A 23,142-nucleotide genomic window follows, 5' to 3' on the forward strand; every position below is an offset into this window, starting at 1 on the left:
GGTCCAGGTGGTGGAAGAAAAAACTGTCCACAAGTCATAGGTTCTTAATTCATTGATCAATTTTTTATAGAAACATTTTAACTCACTATAACCTCACTCCGGTGAAGTCAATATTGAGAATCTTTCATTAAAAATTATTAATCTTAAAATTTATACAATGAGAAATCTAAAGAAACTTTCCAGAACTGAATTAAATAATATTTTCGGCAACGGAATATTATCGTCCTGTACTGCATCTTGCCCCGGAGGTGGTTCGGTATCAATAAGCTGCGAAGGCACATGTGTTGCCAACGATGGCTTTGGGGTGTCATGTGGAGCAGGTGGCGGATCTAAAAACTGTCCAAAGGTTATTGGTTCATAGTCATATATTGTTCTATGTATGATTGAATACTACCATTATGATTTTTATCGTTAATAAATTATCCATCCTAATATTAGGATGGATTTTTGAAATTATATAATTAAACTTCCAATAAATTTTATCAATGAAATTTCTTTTTATTTTAATACCAATATTTATTTTTTCACAATCATACAGAGTTATCTACGATTACAGTTACGTAACAGATACCATAACCAACAATAAATTTTCAACAAGGTACTATTTAGATATTTATCCTAAGAAAGTTAAGTTTTATAATGAAAACTTTTACATATCTGATTCTATACAGAAACAAACAAAAGAGAATACATCAATGACTATGTCGGGTTCACTTATGTGTACAAGAGACACTGGTTCGGATGAGAATACTGTTTACAAGTTTATTGATAGTGATTATTACAAAATAAAATCTTCTGATAAACTGCGTTGGAAAATAGAATCAGAAAGTAAAAAAGTAAATGAATACAACTTACAGCTGGCCACCACTAAATTCGGTGGAAGGATTTGGAAGGCTTGGTTCTGTAAAGAGATTAATCTCGCTGAGGGTCCTTACAAATTTCATGGTTTACCTGGACTAATTTTTGAAGTTGAAGACGACAAAGGATACTTCAAATTTAAACTGGCCGAGATAAAAAAACTTACGTATGAATATGATACCATGAATTTTTTGGAATCAAACTTTGGCAAAAAAGCCCTGTCTGTCACTGTAGACGTATTTAATAAACTTCTTCTTAACGCCTATAATAATCCTTTTTCTGAAATTAGAACAAAAATGATGATGGGAGAAGATTACACATTGGCTATATATGGTAGACAAGTAAAAAATGTAAAGGATCTGGATGACATAAAACGATTAAGACAGGAGGAAATTAGAAAGAATTATAATCCTATCGAGTTAAGCAGTAAAGTGTATTACAAATAGTAATATTTTTAACAAAGCTGTAGGGCAAATCGGTGCTATTTTACATTATCTCATGTAACAATGGATAATAAATAAAACATTTTGCAGTATCGTAAATTGTATCCTCACTCCGTTACTCACGCAGTTTTGGACAAATCAAAACTTGATTTAAAGAAAAAAGGATCATCATCAAAGTAAATACAGCCTGCCACTTTCTCATTGTTCGTTGCTTATAATGAACGGAGATCCTCAGGAACATTGGGACCACAAGATTGCTAAATCCAGATTGCAAATGAACCTAGGATACACTTTACCTTCCGGTTGATTCGCGAGTTATAGAGATCATTATCTTATCTGCCAAAGTAATCAGTTCATTTTGGGTGCCTTGATCTGCTTCATTGGATAGCAAAACAATACCGGAATTCAAATCAGGATAAAAGACCATATAGCTGCTGAATCCCAGACTTCCACCTGTATGTGAGATGCTTCTCCTGCCATCTTCCGTTTTTTTAACCTTCCAGTTAAGTGCAATAGCTCCGTCTTCCATTTTACCAAAAGTAGGCTGATGGCTCAGAGATACAACAGGATCTTTTTCATTCAATTGGAAAGCCATATATTTCAGCATATCAGAAGTGGAGGATGCGATGCTGGCTGCTACTCTAAGGTCTTCCCAATCGATCACCGGCATTATTCGCCCTTTGCCATCGTAGCCTTTTGCCATTTTTAATGGAACTTCTCCGGATTTCAGCAGATAGGTATTTTTCATCTTTAATGGCTTTGCAAAATATTTTTTCAGAAGATTTTCATAATTGTCATTGTAAACACCCTCCATTATATATCCCAGTAACTGTGCTGCAGTATTGCAATGCTTCGACATGCTTCCCGGCTGGCCTTTTAATTTCACCTGATGAAGATCCCGATAGAGATCCTGTCTGCTGTACATCGTGTGTACAGAATCTAAGATATAAGGTATAGCATCCGGATCAGCTTTGCCAAAGATATCTTTATCCGGCATCCAATTGGGTAGTCCGGATGTGAGATTTGCCAGATTGAGCAGCGTGATCGGTTTTCCATCATATTCCAAATTAGGATAATCTTCCTTCAGATATTTTCTAATATCATCATTCAGATTTACTTTCCTTTCAAGAACAGCCTTTGCCAGTAGCGTAGCACCGAATGTCTTTGTGATGGAAGCAAGTTCGTATATGGTATGTTCTGTCGGAAGATCCTGCTTATCTTTTTCAGTTGAGCCATAATTATAAATAAACTTCTTCCCATTTTTTATGATACCTACTGAAATACCGACTCTCGAATTATTCTGCATAAACGCAGATATCGATCGATCTACCAGGGAATCGAATGCTGTTTTTAATTTATTGTCGGTAGAAAATTTTATGGAACCTGTCTGCGCAAAATAGCATGATGCGCAGATTAAAGTGAACATTAATAGCGTTTTTTTCATATAGGCTTAAGTTTTAAAATGTGTTTACTTATACATTCTCATTTTTTATCTTTTAAATAGTTGGCAGCATTGTTATTGTCAGGATTCAGCTCTAATGATTTCCTGTAATTGAGGATCGCTTCCTTTCGGTTTCCAAGTGTTTCCAGTATTTCCCCATAGCTGTCGTAGACATTGGAACTTTTGGGAAACAACTGGGTATTCAATTTAAAAATTTCCATTGCTTCATTTTTTTTGCCCTGTTCTATAAGCTGATACCCCCATGAATTGACTTCATCCTCGGTCAGACTAAAGTTTTTATCGTCTTTACTGATTTTGTTGAAAATTTTATTGGCATCTTTAAAATCATTCTTTAACAGTTGCTGGCGCAGGAACTTCAAATTCTTACTTAATCCGAAGCCGTTTTTTACTTTCATATCCGGAAGATAGAAACCGGCAATTTCATCAATGAACCATTCGGGGTTTGAACCCTGAAGATTGGTTAACACGATTACCGATAAATTGTCCTGAGGATAGACAAACAGTGCGGAGCGCATTCCGCCAACGGGTGCCAATGCAGGGTGCTCTTCTCTCACTACTGTCGGCCAGCCCAGGGCATAACCATTGGTCAATTTATTGAATCCTCCGATATTTCCGTTATTCAGTCTGGCTGTAGCAAACATCTGATCCAGGCTTGACTGTTTTTTCAACATTCTTTTGCTTTGAAGTGCAATAAGCCATTTGGCCAGATCCTCGGATGTCGAAATAATCCCGGTTGCAGTTCTGAAAAACAGAGGAAAAGTGGCATAGGCATTATGAAGCTTACCGTCATTGATCCACTTTCCGCCATCATTGTAAATCGTGGAATACGCGTTTGAATTATTTGGAATGACATCGTTTGAATCGCCAAAACGGGTGGAGACCATACCGCAGGGCCTGAATTGATTTTCTTCAATGAACTTTGTGAAATGCTGGCCGCTGAGTTTGGTTATGATCCTTCCTAAAATATAATATCCTGTCTGATTGTAACTGAATTTGTCTCCGGGACTAAATTCCATTGGTAATTTTCTTACCATTTCCCAGTTGCGATCTTCATCACCATCCCCCAATACCTGTTCTTTTTCGTCTATATTATTAGGAAGACCGGAAGTATTGCTTAAAAGCTGATCGATCCTTATAGATTTCCATTCGTTAGGAATGTCTTCAATGTATATGGATATGGGATCCTTTATATTTAATTTACCCTGTTCTTGCAACTGCAATATTGCCACCCCTACAAAAGCTTTGGTCATAGAATTAATCGAAAAGGTTGTTCCTGAAATTGTTGCTACCTGATGTTCCAGGCTCGCGAAACCGTAATTTTTAAGTTTATCAATTTTTCCATTACGTACAATTGCCAACTGAAGACCAGGGATGTTCGACTGTACTATTTTTTGTTTGATGAATAGATCAATACTGTCTGTGGTGTTTTGAGCAGTCAAGTGTTTTGAAAATAATACAGCAAACAGAAGTAACATAAGTTTGATGACCTGAAATAACTTTTTCATCTGAAATATTTAGTGGTTAATTATACTAATGACAATCGTAATAATCAAATTGTTACATAATAAACGCCATCCTTACAGAAAATGGTATCTGTCTGAGTCAAAAGATCAGCAATATGGATCAAAAAAGTTCGACAATGAACATGAGATAGGCTTTACCGATAAGAAAATTTCATAAAAGTTATTAAGATTTCGATTAGAAAAGTATTTAAACGAAATCAGTGTGTTTCGTAATACGGATACATTAAACCTTAAACCTGTGTAAAATATACAAGGGTTATTTTAAAACCTGCTCAAAAATGAGTATTTTGATTCAAACCTTTATTCAAATTTTTAAAATTTTCTTAGTGCTACAAAAATTACATACTTTTTTTTGACCTGCACTTATTTTACACACTCTTCACAGATATATGCGTAAAATAGATACAGGTTATGTTCCAACCTGCATTGAAAAGATACATATCGACAAGCGGATAAAATGACAGCTTTGCTTTTGCTCAGTCAGAACTTTGAAAATAGGTTTACTAAAAAATAAACACTGATTTTCAATTAATTACGCTTTTGTTGTAATTTTATTTACCGATTTTTAGAACTCTGAAAAATAATTTCAATTTAAACTGCAAGATGTGTCTTTGTATATACAACTTTTCAAGTTGTACATCCAAGACGATCTTGCCTTCTTGCAAAAGGGGAAAAGACTTCGGAACTCGTCTTTTGTTGTTCTTAAATCTGGTATAATATTCCAAATTGTTCTTTTTTAATCTTTACAAATTTCAGATTAATCCGGACTGACTTTAAATAGTCCAAGTCCCTTCAAAGCTATTGTTTTGGGAGATTTGATGTTCCAACTTTGCAACAGAAATCTTAATCAAAAAAGATGAAAACACTTGTCTACTTTTTCTTTAGTCTTATGTCGATATCGGTCTCAGGACAGGTCGGCATTAATACTCAGTTTCCGAAAGCAACACTTGAAGTGGTTGGAAAACCAGGTGAAATGAATCATTTTGACGGAATCATTCCGCCACGTGTTACCGGCGATGAATTGTCTGCAAAGACATATTCCACCGCACAAAAAGGAGCCATTGTATACGTCACCTCGCCTGCAAACAGCCCAACAGGACAGGCAGCTCAACTAACGAAATCGGGATTGTATTATTTTGACGGTCAGCAGTGGAATGCATTGACTAAGGATGACTCTTTGGAAATGGTTGCACTCAGAGGCAATACTTCTACCGTTGAAATTATCGTAAAGGACTTTCTTAAGCTCGATTTTGACCAGAAAGAAAATTATATTCTGGGAAAATCAAGAAGTCCGATTACTGGCGAGTATAATACTGTTGTTGCAACAGATTCCAACATCACTTCCGGCAAAGGAAATTCGGTATTTGCTTATGCCATGTCGCAGGGAAAAGTGACAGGAAAACTGAATTATGCAGCAGGCGTATCGGCTTTGAATGGAATGGCTAATGGAACCATATCTGGTAACAGGAATATCGGAATAGGGGCCGGCGTCATGTCATACATCACGTCAGGTAATGATAATATATCAATTGGATATCTGGCAGGAACAGGAAACCGAACAGGCTCCAATAATATATTCATTGGCGTGGGCGCCGGAAGTCCGGCTGTAGGTGACAGAAGTGTTAATAATAAATTAGCTATACATTCAACCCCCGTTACAACAAGCTCAACCAGCTTTTGGGACAGTATTTCCAATAACTATACGGATTACAGATTTGCTTTGATATCGGGGGATTTTTCCGAAAGGTGGTTAAATATTAATGGTAAATTAAGCGTTACACCTTCCCAGATGCCAAACGCAGACGGCGACGCATCATATACAAAAAAAGTTGTGGCAAAAGCTGATGGTTCATTTGGTTTCGCATCAGAAATAATTCCGGCACCTCCTTCGACAGGAACATATATTTTAAAAAGCATTGATGGAATTGCCAGTTGGAGTGTGCCATGAATAAAGATGATAGTACAGAATCTGCTGTGGTTGTTTTCAGAATCAAAAAGGAAAGAAAGGAAAACTGGAAGGAATTGTGCAAAGAAAAAGATATTTCTCTGACCAGTCTGATTATCGATTGTGTTGAACGCCGGATAATGGATGATGAAAGAAGAAAAGTTCTTGAGTTCATTGAAAAGCAGGATAATATCTTTGTAAAGATCGAAACCAATGTTAATCAGTTAGCAAGAATGGTTAACGGACAGAAGTTCATCTCGGAAAGTCAATTAGAAGTATTTTCCGCACAGCTCACAGAAATAGCAAAACTGAAAATTAGGCAAAATATGATATTTGAAAACATCTGTCGACTGCTTTCAAAATGATCGTCAAGTTAATGAAACCTGCGGGATCAAACTTTCCCGGAGTTGAGTACAACGATAAGAAGATCGAAAAGGGAAAGGGAGAGCTGATGCTGATGAAGAATTTTCCGTCATTCATTAATGAAAATAGCAATAAGCAGCAAGTAAGGGATTATCTGAAAGCGATATCCAAAAGCAATAAGGTACAAAAGCCACAATTCCACGCAGTGATCTCTACCAAATTCCAGGAGCACAGCAAGGAAGAACTTACAATGATCAGCGCAGACTTTATGGGGCAAATGGGATACGGACAACAGCCCTACATTGTAATTTTTCACAAGGATACTGAGAATAATCATATCCATATAGTTTCCACAAGGGTCAATAAACAAACCGGAAAAAAGATCGATGACAGCTACGAAAAGCTAAAAGCCCAAAAAGCTATGGCTCAGGTGATGGAAAAACGTTACGGAATAAATGAAGAGGAAAAATTAAATCAACTTTTAAATTACAAAATTGGCTCTTTTCAGCAGCTGAAAACTTTGCTCAACAGAAATGGTTACCAATTGATCGAAAACACAAATGATGGAAAATCCATTACCATTTCAAAGAACGGCATTGTACAGCGAAGAATCTCAGCAGATCAGATTGTTTTCAGCAATAAGGAAAGCGAGAAACGGATCAGGCAGATCAGAGCCATTTTTTCAAAATACAGGCAGCTTTATGCCAACAAAGTTTTCAGAGTGGATGATTACAGAAAACAGGAGGCGATGCTCCCTGAAGACAAGCATAAAGACCATTGGAAACCAGAGATTGAATTTGAAAGCGAACTTCAGAAAAAATTGAGAGATTCTTTCGGTATCGATATCGTGTTTCATCATAAGGATGATCAAATGCCTTTCGGCTACACGTTGATCGATCACAAGACCGCAACAGTTCATAAAGGCAGTGAGATAATGAAGATGGGAGAATTGTTTGAATTCACATCAACCATGATGGATAAAAGGTTTTTTGAGCAGTTGAAAGACTATGGCATTCCCAATGCGGAAACCAGGATGGTGATGCTACAATATCTTAAAGAACGATATCCGGAAAATGAGCTGAAGGATTTTATGTTGTTTGAGAATAAAAAGATGAAGAACAGGGAAGAATTCAATGCCATCAGAAATGATGTAAAGGAATATCTCAAAAGTCAGGGTGGAGATAATGTAAGCCTTGTAAAATCCGAGGAAGGAAAATATTACGCGATCCATTCCAGGCTTCACTTCGTTGGAGAGCTGCAACCATTGATCGGAGAAAAGCAATATCAGCAGTTTCTAAATCCGGAAATTAAAAATGAAAAGCTATTGGAAAACAATACCAAAAACGATTTGAAGCAAGCGGTTAACGAAATGCTGTTTAAATGGATGAGGTCTTCCGGTACAGCAAAAGACCCATCTGAGAACGAATTGAAAAAGCGGCGAAAAAAAAGATAAAACCGGTAACAAAAATGATTATCACCTTTGGAACACAAAAGGGAGGAACGGGCAAAACCACACTTGCCATTGCTTTTGCCAATTATATTTCGGGAATATCTGAAAGGAAAGTCAACGTGTTCGATTTTGATTTTCAGAAATCCTTTTATCACAAATGGATCGAAGATGAAGAATCAGAACTGCCTAAACTATATGAGGTCAGGATTATTGATGAGGACAATGAACAGCCTTTCTCCGATTTTGAGCATCTGATCGAAATGAAAGAAAGTGAAGAGGTCAATGTTTTTGACCTAGCCGGAACGCTGGATGCCAGATATAGTGACCTGCTGATCTACAGTGATTTTATCGTGATCCCATTTGAGTATTCCAATGTCTCCGCCAAATCCACGCTGGTTTTTATCAATTTTTTAGGATTACTGGAAAGCCAGGCAGAACGAATATTCATTAGATCTAAATACGATAAGGGGTATAAATATCAAAACCAGGAAGGAATGGATGCTGAGATCAGTAAATACGGAATTCTGCTGAAAAGTCCTGTATTCAAAAGAAACTGTCTTCAGACCATTGATACAAGGAAACTGACCTACGAGCAGAAATACGCGGTCAAAAATCCTTTCAATGAACTGATCGGTCACATTAATCAAATGCTTGAAATTAATATATAACGATTTTAAAAACACTTACAATGATCAAAATATTTCTAACCATTCTGGCTGTTTATCTGCTGTACTATGCAGGAAATATTGTCTATGACCTTTTTCTGAAAAAGGATGCTGCATTAAAAGAAAATGAAGCGGAAGAATATGCCCTGACTAAATTTACAGGGCAGAACAAAACCGAAATAAAATCAGTCAGCATCGATGATGTTGAACATCTTAATACACCGCGTTCATTCAGCGCAAAAGAGCTGTTTCCTTCAATGGAAGACGAGCCGATTGAACCGCGTGATCTCGACTACTGGCGCATAAAATTCGAATCGGAGCAGGATATTGATGCATTTCAGACTACACCCGAAAATACTAGGGATTCAACAGAGCCACAAGAAATTCCGGAATACCGTTCGGTTGAACAAGAAAATATTCAAATCGATGAAATAAAAGAGTTGTTAGCAGCTCCTTCTGAAGAAGAAGATAATATTCATTCTGACTATAAAAGAGAGGATATTAATTTAAAGCTGAAACAGCAATTCAACCAATTCCTAAGCCTTGCAGAAACCCAGGTGCAGGTCCTTTCAGACCGTGACGGATTCAAGGTCTATCATTCAGTGATCTAGAAGAAAACCGAAATATAAAAATCTTCAAATGATCCGCTTCATTAGCCGGATAGCATACGTCCTATGCCTTTTTCTGAACAAAAACACAATTCAAATATAAAATCTCACGTATTATGAAACACAAATGCAAACGTTACCTAACGACGAAAAAATTATTTACAGTAACACTTCTTCTTATGGCGGTCACGCCTATGATGGCACAGGGTGGCGCTACGGCTATCTCCAATGCAGCCAATGACATTAAAGACTATTGGGATCCGATTAAGCTGATCTTAAAAGCTGTCGGAGGACTAGTTGGATTCATCGGCGGACTTCGAGTATATAACAAATGGACCAACGGTGATCAGGATGTCAACAAGGAAATCCTGGGGTATGGCGGAGCGATGATCTTCTTAATCGTTGTTCCCGAGTTCGTAACCTCATTCTTTGCCTAAGTTATGGGTTTCTATTTATACAAAGGATTGAAAAAGCCTCTTGTATTCTTCGGTCTCAAAGGAAAGTATATCATCTATGCAGTAGGCGTGATCGGCGCAGGTGTTGTGGCCGCATTGATATTATCCAAATTCGGATTGCTCGGTTCGTTGGTGGGATTGGCAGCTACGGCAGGAGGCGTTTACCTGATCTTCAGAAGACAGGACAAATATGGACTCTACGACAAGACCAAAAACTTCAATCAGATCTTCATTTTTCCAAAAAGGTTTAACAACAAAATTTTAAAAAATGGCAACAGCAAAAAAACATCCATTTGATATTCCGTTTATCGGTTACGATTACGGAAAGGATTTCAGTTGGGATTTTGATGTGCTGTTTGGACAGTACGGCAATCCCATTATCGGAATCAGGATCAAAAACATCGTTGAGCAGTATTCTGCTGATCCGGATAACTACCTAAACTTCCATACGGTACTTAATCAGGTCGTGTCGATCATAGGAGAGGGAAGGATCATTCAAAAACTGGATATATTCACGAAGAAGAAATACACCGCCGAGCCATCACCTCAATTCCTGCAGCAAAAATATTCAGAGCATTTTGACGGAAGATTGTTTAAAACTATTGAGACTGTTTTGCTCTTTACCGACATCGTGGATGACAAGCTGAAAAAGAAAAGCAAGCATTACAGCTTTTCCGAAAAGGGTTTTAAGGAGCTTCGTGATAAGTCCCAGAAGGTGTTTATGTTGTTGAATCAGAGTGGCTGCGAACCGGAATTTCTCTTTGAGAAAGATTTTGAATTTTACATCTCAGGCGTTTTGTCAATGCAGTTTTCAGAAGTGCCGTTATTTGACAATATCAAAAGTACCAGTGAATATCTAAAAGTTGGCAATCGGTATGTCAAGAGTATCGCCTATGTCGATGTCGAAAATATCGATCTGCCCTCAGAAATAGAACCCTATTCAATACTTGGCGGAAATGGAGCCGCTTCGGAAACAGCGGTTGATAATTTTACCTTCATCAATGAATTGGAAGATTATGAAACCATTGTTTACAACCAGGTCATTACCATTCCACTGCAAGCGCAACAGCAACGAGAACTGGACAAGAAAAAGAAAAAGCACGAAGGTGCCGCCAACAATTCGCCCTCCAATGCTATTATCGCAGAAGAGATCCAAAACCTGCTGCATAATATTGCTATTGATGGCCAGCTGGTGGTCAATGCCCATTTTTCGCTGCTGTTTTCAGCAAACGCGCTGGAAGAAATGGAAGAGGTCCAGTCCATGATTGAGAACAAGCTGTTTACTAAAGGGATTATCGTTTCCAGGAATGCATACAATCAATTGGAACTATTCCGGGCAGCCATTCCGGGCAATGCAACGGAACTCAGGGAGTACGATCTATTTATGACGACAAGCGAAGCGGCCTTGTGTTTTTTTTTTAAAGAAAGCTATCCCGTGAATGAAGAATCCAATTTCTATCTGAGATTCACAGACCGGCAGGGAGTACCACTAAAAGTTGACCCCGCTGACCTGCCGATGAAAACCGGACGAATCAATAACCGTAACAAATTTGTTTTAGGTCCCTCTGGTTCCGGAAAGTCGTTCCTGATGAACAATATTATTGAGCAGTATCTTACTTACAATTATGATGTAGTCATTGTTGATACGGGAGATTCTTATTCGGGAACCTGTAAATATAAAGGCGGAAGATATATTCAATATACCGAAGAAAAACCGATTACGATGAATCCTTTTCTGATGGACAAAAAAGAGTTCAATATTGAGAAAATTGAGTTTCTGACCAACCTGATCTTCCTGATCTGGCAGGGACCGGATGCAATGGTGTCCTCCGCGCAGAAATCAATCCTTGATAATGTGTTGATGTCCTATTACCATCAGTATTTCAATTCAGGAACCAATTGGTTTGAAAGTAAAACATCAGAAGAATTGGTCTTGTACCTGGCAAAGTATAATATTCACGAAGAAGATATCATTACTGCTAAATCAGCGACAGGTGGTCGTTCTGAAACCAGCTATTACGATATTCTTGGGATATCATTTGATGCATCTGCAGATCAGATTAAAGAGACAGGAAGAAAATTGTTGAAATCTTACCATCCAGATAAAAATCTGAATAATCCAGACTACGACAGCGAAATGTTTTACAGAGTGTATGAAGCATATGAAACCCTTAGTGATGAGCAGCGGAGAAAGATATACAATGAAACGCAGCTGATTCTTATTAAATCAAAAGATATCGTAGAGCGTCCGGAATCTGTAGCAAACTGGGATCAAAACTTCCGAAAAGCCATTATTAAAAAGATTAAGGAACTCGAACAAAAACTTGAAATCAAAGAGCTTTCGTTCAACGGATTTTATGATTACTGCGAAAAATTTCTGCCTCTTTATCTCAACAACAAGAAGCATAGCATCACGGAAAAAGAGTTTAATCTCAGAACATTTTTGTTTGTGCTAAGGGATTTTTATAAAGGCGGTAGATATGGAACGACTTTGAACGAGTCTGCCGACAATACACTGTTCGATGAATCCTTCATTGTCTTCGAGATCGACAATGTAAAGGATAATCCAAAGCTCTTTCCGATTGTGACACTCATCATTATGGACACGTTCATTCAGAAAATGCGTCTGAGAAAAGACCAAAGAAAGGCCCTCATCATTGAGGAAGCCTGGAAAGCGATTGCGAGTAAGCTGATGGGAGGTTACATTTTGTACCTGTATAAAACGGTCCGTAAGTTTTGGGGCGAGGCGGTGGTCGTGACACAGGAACTGGATGACATCATTGGAAATGCTGTGGTGAAGGATTCTATCATCAACAATTCCGACACCTTCATCCTGTTAGACCAGACCAAGTTCAAAGATAATTTTGACCGGATTGCGTCTCTTTTATCACTGAACAAAGTAGAGCAAAACAAGATCTTCACGATCAATAATCTCAACAATAAATCCGGACGAAGCAGATTCAAGGAATTCTATCTGAAGAGAGGTTCCAAGGGTGAAGTCTATGGAAATGAGGTCTCCCTTGAACAATACCTGACCTATACCACTGAAAAGCCTGAGAAATCAGCCGTTGAGTACTATGTTCAAAAGTACGGCAATTATGACGAGGCTTTGATAAAAATCGTATCGGACCTAAAAGCTTTTGGTGATAGTCTTGAAAACCTGGTGTCTTTGGTAAATCTCTGCAGGCATCCTCTGGATCAGAAGGTCGTTTCCTACTACCAAAAGATGAAGAACAATCATCCCGGGAAAAATATCTTCAAGGTTATCGCCCAGGAACTGGAAGAACGAAACATCAATTTCCCTGAATTAATTAATAAAAATGAATATCAGTATGAAAAAGCTTAGCCTGTTATTTTTAGGATTCTGCGGACTGCTATCTGCTCAGAATACCTACATCGACCCGACAGTAACCGCTGCGATGATCCTCTATTCGGAAAATCTGAAAGCTAAACAGAACGAGGTTATTGATGAAACGTCCAAACTGAAGGATGCGCAGACTTGGGTGGGAACCCAGATGGTCGCTGCCAATGATATTCAAAATAAGATATTGAAAGGATTGAAGGAGGTTTCGGGAACCTTACAGAATGGAATCCAGGTACAGGAGATCTATTCCGAACTGAATAAGTGCTACATGTATTCCTCACAGGTGGTGCAGCTGGCATCACAGCATCCGCATTATGCGATTTTCGGTACTAGGGCTTCGCAGAAAATGTATGAGCAAAGCCTGAAGATCGTGACGGATGTTACGGATATCCTGACATCTGGAGAATTAAACCTGGCAACAGCAGGAGATCGTTACAAGATCCTGCATAACATTTCGGGAAATGTGAAAAACCTCAAGCTCTGGCTTCTGGCCATCAAGCTGAGACTGGAGAAAGCCAACAGGCTGGGATTCTGGAATTCCATCAATCCTTTTGCAGGGTACATTAATACCGATAAGGCCATTGTGAATGACATTATGAACCGCTATAAAAGAAATTTTTAAATCAAAAGTGATGAAAAAGAAACTGATCACTTTTCTCTTCGTTGTGGCAGCCTATTTCCTGCTGACTTCATCCGGCGGTAGTTCTACACCGGCCTGGCAACAGGAAAATGTTTCATTCCCGATGATGGATATTGAGATCAATGCTACCATGAAAGAACACGACCGGCAAAAAGAGATGCGGCAAAAGCAAACGCTCAATGCCTCTGTGGAAACGGCCAACCAATCCCAATGGAAGAATTTCAAAGACAAGGTGACCAAGATCCAGGACAGGCTGCGTATTGTATCATTTGCAATCCAGGCAATACCCGCCGGCATAGCAATGAGCAGGGAAATCACCAAGATTACGGATAATCAAACTGCAATTATCAACGAAATTAACACGGCGCCTTATTCCATCATTGCTGTTCTTCCGGCACAAGTACAGTTTGTGGATGACCTGCAAATGACCTTACGGCTACTAACCGGAATTATTTTGTCTTACGGTGCAATCAACCAGATGGAACAATCGGAACGCAAGGTATTACTGGATTATGCATTGCGCGAGGTTAAGTCGCTCAGTAGAAATTCAACCCATATGCTTCTAAAAATACGGGATATCAAAGCCAAGGTACTGCGGAACAAACGAGCCTTCCAGTATTATGTCAACAGGGACCGCCAGGTGGTGGAAAACATTATGAATCACATTAAATCCTTTTAGCGATGAAGAAAATAATAATCTTTGGAACATTCCTATTTGGTGTAACTCCTGCTACAAGCCAGCAGATCGTAATCAACGATAAACTGCTCTCACAGATCACGGTCAATCACGGGGTACGTCTGGCCAGCGAGCAGGCATTCCTGGATTCTTACAAAAAGCAGAAAGAACTTTACGACGAGATCAACAATAAAACAATGCAGGTGATCGCCATTCAGGAGTATATCTACCAGCAGCTGAAGAATGTCAATTCCGCACTTAGCCAAAGCAAAAAGCTGATCTATCTGTATCAATATCTGGGAAAGATCGTCAGCAATTCTAACAAGATGCTGGATCTTTCTGTGCAGCATCCTGAATACGCCTCCCTGGTCTCCAAATATTATGTTGAAATCGGAAAACAGGTCATAAAGCTCCAGCAGGAGGTTACGCAGGATATTCTGAAAGAGGATAATGATTTCCTGATGGATGCCATGGATCGCGAAATGCTGATCGAAAAAGTTTTTACTTGGGTGAGGAATATTCACGGCAACATCCTCTACATTATTATGAGACTTGAAAACGCCAAAAAGATCCCATACCTGTACCAGGTTCCGATCCTCAGGAATTATATCAATATCGACAGAGCTATTGTCGGAGATATCATCACCAAATATAAATACATCTTCAATTAAGAATTATGGAAATAGTATTGAAAAAAGGGACATTTTTGGTTTTTCTATGTGTCGCTATTTTGGCATCAGCACAAATAAGTGTCAAAAGACTGAATGATCCAGCAATTGTTGCCCAACATAAACGTATGACCTTTGAGAGCTGGGGAGACTGGCGGCCATACCCCAAATATTTCCTGGGTATCCAGACCAATTTTGCCTATGCAACGGTTTGGGGAATGTGGGCACCCAAGATCAACAGGGACTATAAGGACGGTGACGATATCCGTCCATTAAAATCTACAGGAGAACAAAATCTGCGGTTCGCACAGCTGAAATTCCAGGAAGAGGAAGTTAAGAAGATCAAGGCTGCATCCGATACGATCTATAAAAGAAGCGTGCAGGACCTTGCACACTGGACTTCTGCTACAGTCGATGCGGACCCGCTATGGTTACTGTACTACAAACGAATGCTCAAACCGATAACGGAATTTCCGGACAACCCACAGAATTTTATGGAATGGCGACTGAAAGACCAGCAGACCTTCGAAACGCTTAATAGTACGGGAACATTAAAACGGCTTCAGGAAGAACTTGATCTTATAAAAGAGAAATACACATGGTCCCGGACGATGGATATGCCGAGAGGAAAACGCTTCATTATGTTCCACGAAACGCTGATCCGTTGGCGGATATTTGTGCAGGAACTGAGAAGGTACAATAACCGAACGACATTGCTTCTGGATTATAGGAGTATCCTGAACAGCCATTTGCCAACTGCATTGCCTACACAATGGACACCTACCTCAGACAAAGGAATTGTTCAAAACGTGATGCAGCAATATAAACACAAATATTAGAGATGAATAAAAAACTAACGCTTTGCCTTTTGGCAATATTACTACCGGTGATCACCCTTGCACAAACCGATGGCGATTACAGCAATCTGCTTCAGTTTCTGAAGGGTGATGGCGCTTTTGAAAAGTGGTTTATGGAGGTCTTTACCAAGCTGGACACCAGTATTCAGGACAGTGCTCAAGGTTCCGCATTGGTCGGAAGGGCGATCGGAGGATTGGGTGCATTGATGTACCTCGGTTATATGGGCTGGCAGATGGCTGCCGGAGACAGGGAATGGGAAATTACCCCGATGCTTAAGCCGATTTTGATTGGCTTTACTTTGGTGTATTGGACGGGGTTTGTCAATCTTATACAGGCACCCTTTGAAGCTATTGCGGAACCCGGCATTGCGATTTTCAGCGATATAGAATCTGAGGTCAATGATCTGCGGGTTCAGCGATTCAAAAAACAACAGCAATTGTTGGATGCCGTCATTAAGCTTAATGCGGAGGAAGATGCGAAGCAGGAAGTGATTAACAATACTTCAAAAGATGCAGATGATTCGTGGTTTGATATCAGCGACGGGATCGACAAGCTGCTACAACCTATCAAGGAATGGCAGATCAGGATGCAGTTCCAAATGCAGAAAATGGTTGCTGAAGTGATCGAGTTTGTCTGTCTTTCCATTCTGAGGATTTGTGTTTACCTGATATTTTTTATCCAGAAAATATGGGCATACATTCTAATCATTTTAGGTCCGATTGCTATTGGAATGGCCCTTGTGCCGGGATTTGAAAACTCGCTTTACAGCTGGGTATCCAAGTTCATCAATATTAATCTGTACACATTTGTCGCTTATACTGTCATCAACATTGGACAACAGCTTATCGCCTCAGGCTACACGATGGAAATCGAACGGTATGATACCTTACTGACCAACGGAACTGTTACCAACCTTGATGCCTTAATGGTCTATGTCAGTAATTCTGGAATGATCTATAATGGACTTTTTACCTGTGTTGCATATATAGTAACCGGTATTGGTGTTCTGATGACTCCAACAATAGCAGACAGTATTGTTTCAGCAGGCGGGGCCGGTGCTATGACGAAAATGAAACAAGCCGCCGGAAAAGTGGCAAGCAGTGCGAAAACAGCCGTACTGACTGTGAAAACAGGCGGAGCTGCTGCAGTGGCGTCAGCTGCCAAAGCAGCCGCAGCAGGTTCCGCTTCAGGTAGGGTTAACAGTGCAATGAATAACAAAAAGAAATAAAATATGCTGATAAAAAATATAGAACAGCGAATCAGAATCAATAAGATCGTTTCTCTATCTGCCATTGGTTTTGCCGTATTCATCATTATTGCCGGATTTTTCTTTTCCTATCGGATAATCCAGGATTCTCGAAGATCCATTTACATTCTCGATAATGGCGTTCCGGTGTTGGCTAAGCAGACTGATGTCCTGTTGAACCGCCCGGTAGAATACAAAGCCCAGATTGAACTGTTTCACCGCCTTTTTTTCACACTGGCTCCGGACGATGCTTATATCAAGGAGAATATTCAGAAGTCACTCTATCTGATTGACGACAGCGGGAAAAAGGAATACACCAATCTCCGGGAAAAAGGATTTTATAACCAGATCGTTGCTTCCAGCTCAATGGTCAGCATCCATGCTGATTCAATCACGCTCAATATGGATGGAAATAAATTTCAATTCTTCGGAAAGCAGATGATCACGAGGAAATCATCGGTCCTCACCCGAAAGCTGATTACTGAAGGATTCTTCGAGGACATTATCCGAAGCACCAATAATTCACATGGTGTGCTGTTGAAGAACTGGCGCATCATCGATAACGAGGAACTTTCCAATCAAACCAAAAATTCGTATTAAGATGAATGCTTTTATAAAACAAACCGGCAAAAAGTGGTTGGACCGTGTGGCAAAAAATCCGAAAAGGTTCTTTACCTATTCTATGATCTTTCTTTCGGTCTCATTTATCGGATCGCTGATACAGGGAATCTTTTTTCCTTCCCAAAAGTCCTTTACCATTAAACCGCCTGTTCTTTATTCCAATAGTGGGATCAGCCAGAATACGGCTTCCGTTCAGGAAACGGAAATGGAAAAAATTGTTAATGAGCTAAAGTTGCTTAAAGACAAAAGAGAACGGAATGCTTTACAAAAAGAAGACAGTTTGAGAATAGAGTTTTTGTTTAACCGATTCCAGCAGTTGAAAAATAGCCGGTAGTACCGGAGAATGTTATAAAAATTAAAACGCAATGAAGAAAATTAATTTGGCTCTGCCGTTCCTGTTTCTTTTCGGCTACATCGGTGCCGAGTTTTCGAAAGAGGATAAGCCCAAAGACAAGCCTAAGGAGCTTTCCCTTTCATTGGGAGAAACAAAGGATTCGATTATGAATAAGAACGATGCCTACGACGCATTTTTCAAAAAAGATGACAACCGTACGATGCTTGAAGGTCTGGATAAGGAACGGGACAGCCTGTTAAGTTATGACGATCAATTATCACTGGCTCAAAAGAGAAAAATTGATTCCCTGAAAGCGGTATCCTCAAGACAGTATCAATACCAGGCTAAAGGAAATTCTTCATCCTATTATAATCCAAAGCAGCAAAATGAAGACAAAGACTACAAAAGGTCTTCTGAGATTATCCGGATGCTGAATGAGAAATCATACGGGGATCAGGAAAACAATTTCGCCGGGACACCGAAGGAAAAGACACAAAATGTCCAACCTGACCCGGTCAAATATCTGAAGCAACAGATGCTAGTGATGGATTCCCTGGAAAAGGCAAGAGATCCGGAATACCAAAGCAAACTGGCGGCAGAACAACGGCTCAAAGCCAATAAGGAACAGATGGAAGATTTTCTTAACTCTACCTTTAATGTCAGCAAATCGGGCATCAACAATGTGTTTAATGCATTTTATAAAGAACAGGAAAACAGTTTTATCAAAGCGGTCATTGATGAGAATAATAAAGGCTTTCTTGGCAGCCGGATAAGATTCAGACTATTGGAAGAAATTTTTGTGGGCAACCGTAAAATCAGCAAAGGTTCTATTCTCTATGGGCAGATCTCCGGATTCTCCATGCAAAGGGTTGATCTCAAAATCGTATCGGTGTTCACCCAGGGAGAGATTTTTCCGGTCAACTTATCGATCTATGATGTGGACGGGATGAAAGGGCTATATGTTCCCCAGAGCGTGTTCCGGGATATGATCCGGGAAATGGGAAGCAATTCGGTTCAGGGTACGCAAATGGATATGGGCGGACAGGGCTTCTTCACCAGCATCGGTTCCAAATTGTTCACTTCCACTTCAAAATCTATAGCCAATCTGATAAAAACCAATAAAGCCAAACTGAAGTACAATTCCTATGTATTCCTGATCGACGAAAAACAACTTAAAGAATCACAAAACCAGCAAAATAAATAAAATGATGAGAAATTTATTATACAGTCTGATGCTGTTTACAGTAAACTTGTTAACCGCACAAACCGCTACTCCTGAACAAATCATTTCTGATCTGCCGGAACTTGAGATCACGGAAGGAATAAACCTGCATATGATATCACCCGAACCGATTCAGTATGTAGACCTTTCCACCGATAAACTGACCGGGGATCTTCCAGCCAACAATATCGCAAGGATTAAAATTACCGATAACCCAAGCTCTGAGAAAGATAAAAAGAAACAGTCCGCGCCTTTTTTCAGCGGAGATACTGTGGGTATCATCACGGTTGTCGGGCAATCTTTCATCGCACAGTATAAAGCGGTTTATAGAAACGCAGATAATCTCAATACGGTTATCAATATTCACATTCAGCCCGAAGCGATGCAGCCTATCGAGTTCGATAGAATGGTCTTCTCAAACCATGAGCTTAGGAAATTTGCCTTGGGCATCATTCAAAAGAAGGCCGATAAAAAACCGGTCAGAACTGAAAACAATCTGAATCTCAGTATGCAGCTTAACAATGTGTATGTGATGGGTGATTACATCTTTCTGGATATGACCTTTAAAAATACTTCCAACCTGAGTAACGACTTGGAAGCGCTCAAGTTCTCAATAGAGGATAAAAAGATCCACAAGGCAACCAACAATCAAAGTATTGAAATGACACCGGTATTTCAGCTAAATGCTCAAAAGCATTTCAGGAAAAACCTAAGGAATATTTACATCTTTAAAAAATTTACCTATCCGAACTCCAAAGTGATGATGATCCGGATGATTGAGCAACAGCTATCCGGAAGGACCATCGAAATGAAAGTGAACTATTCGGATATCCTTAAAGCAGATACCTTCTAGCGGAAGTTCCGCTTCCATTTTTCTAAACTTTAAATAAAAAGAAATGCAAGAACAACAACATCAGATAAAGATCTATGGATTCCTGCAAAAGGCAGTCTATGGTGTGGTTGCATTGGATTGTGCTGCTCTTTTTTACCTGAATGCTCAAGTTCCGGTAATCTCCAATCTATTAAAGAACTTCTCGAAGATGAGCTTTATTTATCCACCCATTAATGCCAAGTTTGCCACACTCCTTTTGATCGGGTTGGTTGCTATCGGCACGAAGGCTAAGAAAAAGAAAGACCTTAATGTAGCAAAGGAGATCATTGTTCCAATGGTTCTGGGACTGGTAATGATGTTCTGTTCCCTATTATGGCAGAAGGAAGCAGTAGACACCAAGCTTCCAAAAGTCTTCCCCGGGATGAACCTGTATCAGGTCATTTATGCGCTTCTCTCTTTTCTGGGTGCTGTTATCCTTCAAATAGGCGCAGACAGCATCTCCAAGCTGATGCAGCAGAAAATGGGGAAAGACCGATGGAATGTGGAAGAAGAATCCTTTGACCAGAACAAAGAGCTTGTCAATACCGACACCAGTATTAATATTCCCTACCTGTTTCGTTATAAGGGCAAGATCAACAAAGGATGGATCAACATCAATCCCTTCCGAGGAACAACGGTGATCGGAACACCGGGAAGCGGGAAGTCGTTCGGGGTGATCAATCCGGCTATCCGCCAGATGATCGCAAAAGGCTTCTGTTTATGCATTTATGATTTTAAGTTTCCGGATTTAGCGCAGATCACCTATTATCATTATCTACTGAAAAAAAGTAAAACGTCTGAATATAATTACAGCTTCCATGTGATCAACCTCAATGAGGTCGAAAGATCAAAGCGGGTCAATCCCTTTCATAAAAAGTATATCCAAACACTAGCAGAAGCACAGGAAATGGCGGAATCGATGGTATCCTCACTACAGAAAGGTGGAAGCAGTTCAGGGGGAGGATCGGATGCGTTCTTTACCCAATCCGCAATCAACTTCCTCTCATCCTGTATCTATTTCTTTGCTACCCTGGAAAACGGAAAATACTCAGACCTGCCGCATATCCTTTCCTTTATGAACTGTAGCTACCAGGAGATCTTTGATACGTTGTTTACTAATGAGGAGATAGGCTCCCTTATATCACCATTCAAAACGGCCTATGACAACAGAGCTTTTGACCAATTGGAAGGGCAGATCGGAACATTAAAGATATTTTTGTCCAGGTTAGCAACCAAAGAAAGTTTCTGGGTGTTTTCCGGCAATGAAGTTGAACTAAAGATTACCGACAGGGAAAATCCGTCCATCCTGATCTTAGCCTCAGATCCGGGAACACAGGATATTAATTCTGCTTTGTATTCGTCCGTGTTAAACCGAACCCTACGACTGATCAATTCCAAGCACAATCTGCCGGGTGGCATTATTGCGGATGAGTTTCCAACTATTTATATCCATAAGATTGACAATGTAGTCGCCACAGCAAGGAGCAACAAGGTTGCCGTGTTGCTTGGCCTTCAGGAGATTCCTCAGCTTCGCCAGTTTTATAAAAAGGAGGTGGCAGATACCATCTCTGCCATTGTCGGAAATATTCTTTCCGGATCGGCAAGGGACAAAAATACACTAGAATGGCTGGAAAAACTGTTCGGAAAGATCAAGCAGAAATCCTATTCCCAATCCATATCACAGCAAGGAACGACAACGAGCATCAATGAAAAAATGGATAATATGATCCCGGCTGGAAAAATAGCAGCATTGAGGACAGGTGAAATGGTTGGAATGATTGCACAAGGAGAAGAAAACGACGCAGATGAATATAAAACATCTGCAATTCATGGAAAGATCAATTTGGATATGAAAGTCCTTAAGGAAGAAGAGAAACAATACCCTCAGATGCCGGTCTATTATTCATTTATTGACAAACGGGGAATTAACCGCAAAGAAGAAATACTTATGAGCAATTTCCGGAAGATCAACAAGGAAGTCGAACTCATTGTGAATGAATTTATAAAATCAGCATCATGAATTTACTTAAAACATACTTTCTGATCGGATTGCTCTTTTCTTTTCATTCGTCGCTTTATGGACAATTTAATACGCTTACACCTACAATGCCAAAGAAAACAGAAAGCGTTCGAATCTTGGAAAAAACGGAAGAGACCAAGGATCTTAAAAAGAAAACGGATAAAAAATTCTGGAAAGACATTTTTAACGCGACATCCAAAGCTGAGCTGAAAAAAGAATTGGACTCACTGAAAAGATGGATTATGGAGAATTCAGATAAAAAAGACAAAAAATGGGATGTGAAAGAAGTTAAGGATTCACTGATTTTAGATTTACAGAGCCAACGACTTATCCATCAACAAAAGAGAGACTTTGAGAATATGAATGATCAAGTAAAGTTCTCAAAGATCGCAATGCCCTTGAGCAATGCTTTTAAAATATCTTCTTCCTACGGAAAAAGAACACATCCCATCACCGGAACAGTGAGAATGCATAATGGCATTGACCTTAAAGCCTACTTTGAGAATGTGTATGCTGTAATGGACGGGATAGTTACAGCCAGTGGCTGGGATCCCAAAGGTGGCGGAAATTATATCAAAGTAAAACATTTCAACCGTTTTGAAACGGCATACCTACATCTTTCAGAAAGCTATTACAAAGTGGGAGAGTTGGTAAGAACGGGATACATCATTGCAAAAAGTGGCAATACCGGGAACTCTACTGGACCTCACCTGCACTTTGCGGTGAAGAAGAATGAAAAATTTATCGATCCTGTGCATTTTCTTAATGACGTGATCAGAGCGAATCATTTGCTAATAGCATCTTATGGTAACGAACCAACTTCTTATTTCCAAAAATAAAAAATACAATT

At 39.5% G+C, this 23,142-nt stretch carries 23 protein-coding genes; 21 read left to right on the forward strand and 2 right to left on the reverse strand.

Going from position 1 to position 23,142, the window contains the following annotated elements; genetic code table 11:
• The first annotated feature begins 157 nt into the window (after window positions 1–157).
• Complete coding sequence (locus CRS_RS21570) at window positions 158–361, forward strand: hypothetical protein (RefSeq protein WP_142726018.1); 204 nt, start codon at window positions 158–160, stop codon at window positions 359–361.
• A 124-nt stretch (window positions 362–485) separates the two neighbouring features.
• Window positions 486–1,304 (forward strand): GLPGLI family protein, encoded by an 819-nt coding sequence (locus CRS_RS21575; protein WP_142726019.1) that lies wholly within the window; start codon window positions 486–488, stop codon window positions 1,302–1,304.
• 289 nt (window positions 1,305–1,593) lie between these two features.
• On the opposite strand, the gene CRS_RS21585 is transcribed toward CRS_RS21575, so the two are convergent.
• Window positions 1,594–2,745, reverse strand: coding sequence for a serine hydrolase (locus tag CRS_RS21585; RefSeq protein ID WP_142726020.1), 1,152 nt, complete (start codon window positions 2,743–2,745; stop codon window positions 1,594–1,596).
• Between the two features lie 38 nt (window positions 2,746–2,783).
• Window positions 2,784–4,268, reverse strand: coding sequence for a serine hydrolase (locus CRS_RS21590; RefSeq protein WP_142726021.1), 1,485 nt, complete (start codon window positions 4,266–4,268; stop codon window positions 2,784–2,786).
• Window positions 4,269–5,142: 874 nt separating this feature from the next.
• Between CRS_RS21590 and CRS_RS21595 the strand changes: the two genes are divergently transcribed.
• The 19 genes from CRS_RS21595 to CRS_RS21685 all read left to right on the forward strand — a co-directional run bounded on the left by CRS_RS21595 (window position 5,143) and on the right by CRS_RS21685 (window position 23,131).
• Window positions 5,143–6,234 carry a hypothetical protein gene (locus CRS_RS21595; protein ID WP_142726022.1) on the forward strand — a complete coding sequence of 364 codons (1,092 nt, stop codon included), beginning with the start codon at window positions 5,143–5,145 and terminating at the stop codon, window positions 6,232–6,234.
• The gene (locus tag CRS_RS21600) at window positions 6,231–6,596 is read left to right on the forward strand and encodes a plasmid mobilization relaxosome protein MobC (RefSeq protein ID WP_142726023.1); all 366 of its coding nucleotides are present in this window, start codon (window positions 6,231–6,233) and stop codon (window positions 6,594–6,596) included. Before CRS_RS21595 ends, CRS_RS21600 begins: the two co-directional genes overlap by 4 nt.
• Window positions 6,593–8,047, forward strand: coding sequence for a relaxase/mobilization nuclease domain-containing protein (locus tag CRS_RS21605; protein WP_142726024.1), 1,455 nt, complete (start codon window positions 6,593–6,595; stop codon window positions 8,045–8,047). Before CRS_RS21600 ends, CRS_RS21605 begins: the two co-directional genes overlap by 4 nt.
• Before the next feature lie 14 nt (window positions 8,048–8,061).
• Window positions 8,062–8,712, forward strand: a complete 651-nt coding sequence (locus CRS_RS21610) for a ParA family protein (protein WP_142726025.1) — start codon at window positions 8,062–8,064, stop codon at window positions 8,710–8,712.
• A gap of 20 nt (window positions 8,713–8,732) precedes the next feature.
• Window positions 8,733–9,320 carry a hypothetical protein gene (locus CRS_RS21615; protein WP_142726026.1) on the forward strand — a complete coding sequence of 196 codons (588 nt, stop codon included), beginning with the start codon at window positions 8,733–8,735 and terminating at the stop codon, window positions 9,318–9,320.
• Between the two features lie 113 nt (window positions 9,321–9,433).
• Entirely contained in the window at window positions 9,434–9,754 is a 321-nt protein-coding gene (locus CRS_RS21620; RefSeq protein ID WP_142726027.1) for a DUF4134 domain-containing protein, read from the forward strand.
• Between the two features lie 3 nt (window positions 9,755–9,757).
• The gene (locus CRS_RS21625) at window positions 9,758–10,069 is read left to right on the forward strand and encodes a DUF4133 domain-containing protein (RefSeq protein ID WP_142726028.1); all 312 of its coding nucleotides are present in this window, start codon (window positions 9,758–9,760) and stop codon (window positions 10,067–10,069) included.
• Complete coding sequence (locus CRS_RS21630; protein ID WP_142726029.1) at window positions 10,041–13,118, forward strand: TraG family conjugative transposon ATPase; 3,078 nt, start codon at window positions 10,041–10,043, stop codon at window positions 13,116–13,118. The genes CRS_RS21625 and CRS_RS21630 overlap by 29 nt, the downstream gene beginning before the upstream one ends.
• Entirely contained in the window at window positions 13,105–13,758 is a 654-nt protein-coding gene (locus tag CRS_RS21635) for a hypothetical protein (RefSeq protein WP_142726030.1), read from the forward strand. The genes CRS_RS21630 and CRS_RS21635 overlap by 14 nt, the downstream gene beginning before the upstream one ends.
• A gap of 10 nt (window positions 13,759–13,768) precedes the next feature.
• Window positions 13,769–14,455, forward strand: a complete 687-nt coding sequence (locus tag CRS_RS21640; RefSeq protein WP_142726031.1) for a hypothetical protein — start codon at window positions 13,769–13,771, stop codon at window positions 14,453–14,455.
• Between the two features lie 2 nt (window positions 14,456–14,457).
• Window positions 14,458–15,123 (forward strand): hypothetical protein, encoded by a 666-nt coding sequence (locus CRS_RS21645; RefSeq protein WP_142726032.1) that lies wholly within the window; start codon window positions 14,458–14,460, stop codon window positions 15,121–15,123.
• Between the two features lie 5 nt (window positions 15,124–15,128).
• Window positions 15,129–15,959 (forward strand): hypothetical protein, encoded by an 831-nt coding sequence (locus CRS_RS21650; protein WP_142726033.1) that lies wholly within the window; start codon window positions 15,129–15,131, stop codon window positions 15,957–15,959.
• 2 nt (window positions 15,960–15,961) lie between these two features.
• Window positions 15,962–17,206, forward strand: coding sequence for a hypothetical protein (locus CRS_RS21655; RefSeq protein WP_142726034.1), 1,245 nt, complete (start codon window positions 15,962–15,964; stop codon window positions 17,204–17,206).
• A gap of 3 nt (window positions 17,207–17,209) precedes the next feature.
• Entirely contained in the window at window positions 17,210–17,824 is a 615-nt protein-coding gene (traK, locus tag CRS_RS21660) for a conjugative transposon protein TraK (protein WP_142726035.1), read from the forward strand.
• 1 nt (window position 17,825) lies between these two features.
• Window positions 17,826–18,179: a hypothetical protein gene (locus CRS_RS21665; RefSeq protein ID WP_142726036.1), complete on the forward strand. Its 354-nt coding sequence runs from the start codon at window positions 17,826–17,828 to the stop codon at window positions 18,177–18,179.
• A gap of 31 nt (window positions 18,180–18,210) precedes the next feature.
• Window positions 18,211–19,383 (forward strand): conjugative transposon protein TraM, encoded by a 1,173-nt coding sequence (gene traM / locus CRS_RS21670; protein ID WP_142726037.1) that lies wholly within the window; start codon window positions 18,211–18,213, stop codon window positions 19,381–19,383.
• A 4-nt stretch (window positions 19,384–19,387) separates the two neighbouring features.
• Window positions 19,388–20,254: a DUF4138 domain-containing protein gene (locus tag CRS_RS21675; protein ID WP_142726076.1), complete on the forward strand. Its 867-nt coding sequence runs from the start codon at window positions 19,388–19,390 to the stop codon at window positions 20,252–20,254.
• A gap of 43 nt (window positions 20,255–20,297) precedes the next feature.
• Window positions 20,298–22,292 (forward strand): type IV secretion system DNA-binding domain-containing protein, encoded by a 1,995-nt coding sequence (locus CRS_RS21680; protein WP_142726038.1) that lies wholly within the window; start codon window positions 20,298–20,300, stop codon window positions 22,290–22,292.
• A complete protein-coding gene (locus CRS_RS21685) occupies window positions 22,289–23,131 on the forward strand; it encodes a M23 family metallopeptidase (protein ID WP_142726039.1) in 843 nt (280 codons plus the stop codon). Before CRS_RS21680 ends, CRS_RS21685 begins: the two co-directional genes overlap by 4 nt.
• Window positions 23,132–23,142: the final 11 nt, after the last annotated feature.

The organism is Chryseobacterium sp. ON_d1, from assembly GCF_006829085.1.
Taxonomy (GTDB): Bacteria; Bacteroidota; Bacteroidia; order Flavobacteriales; family Weeksellaceae; genus Chryseobacterium.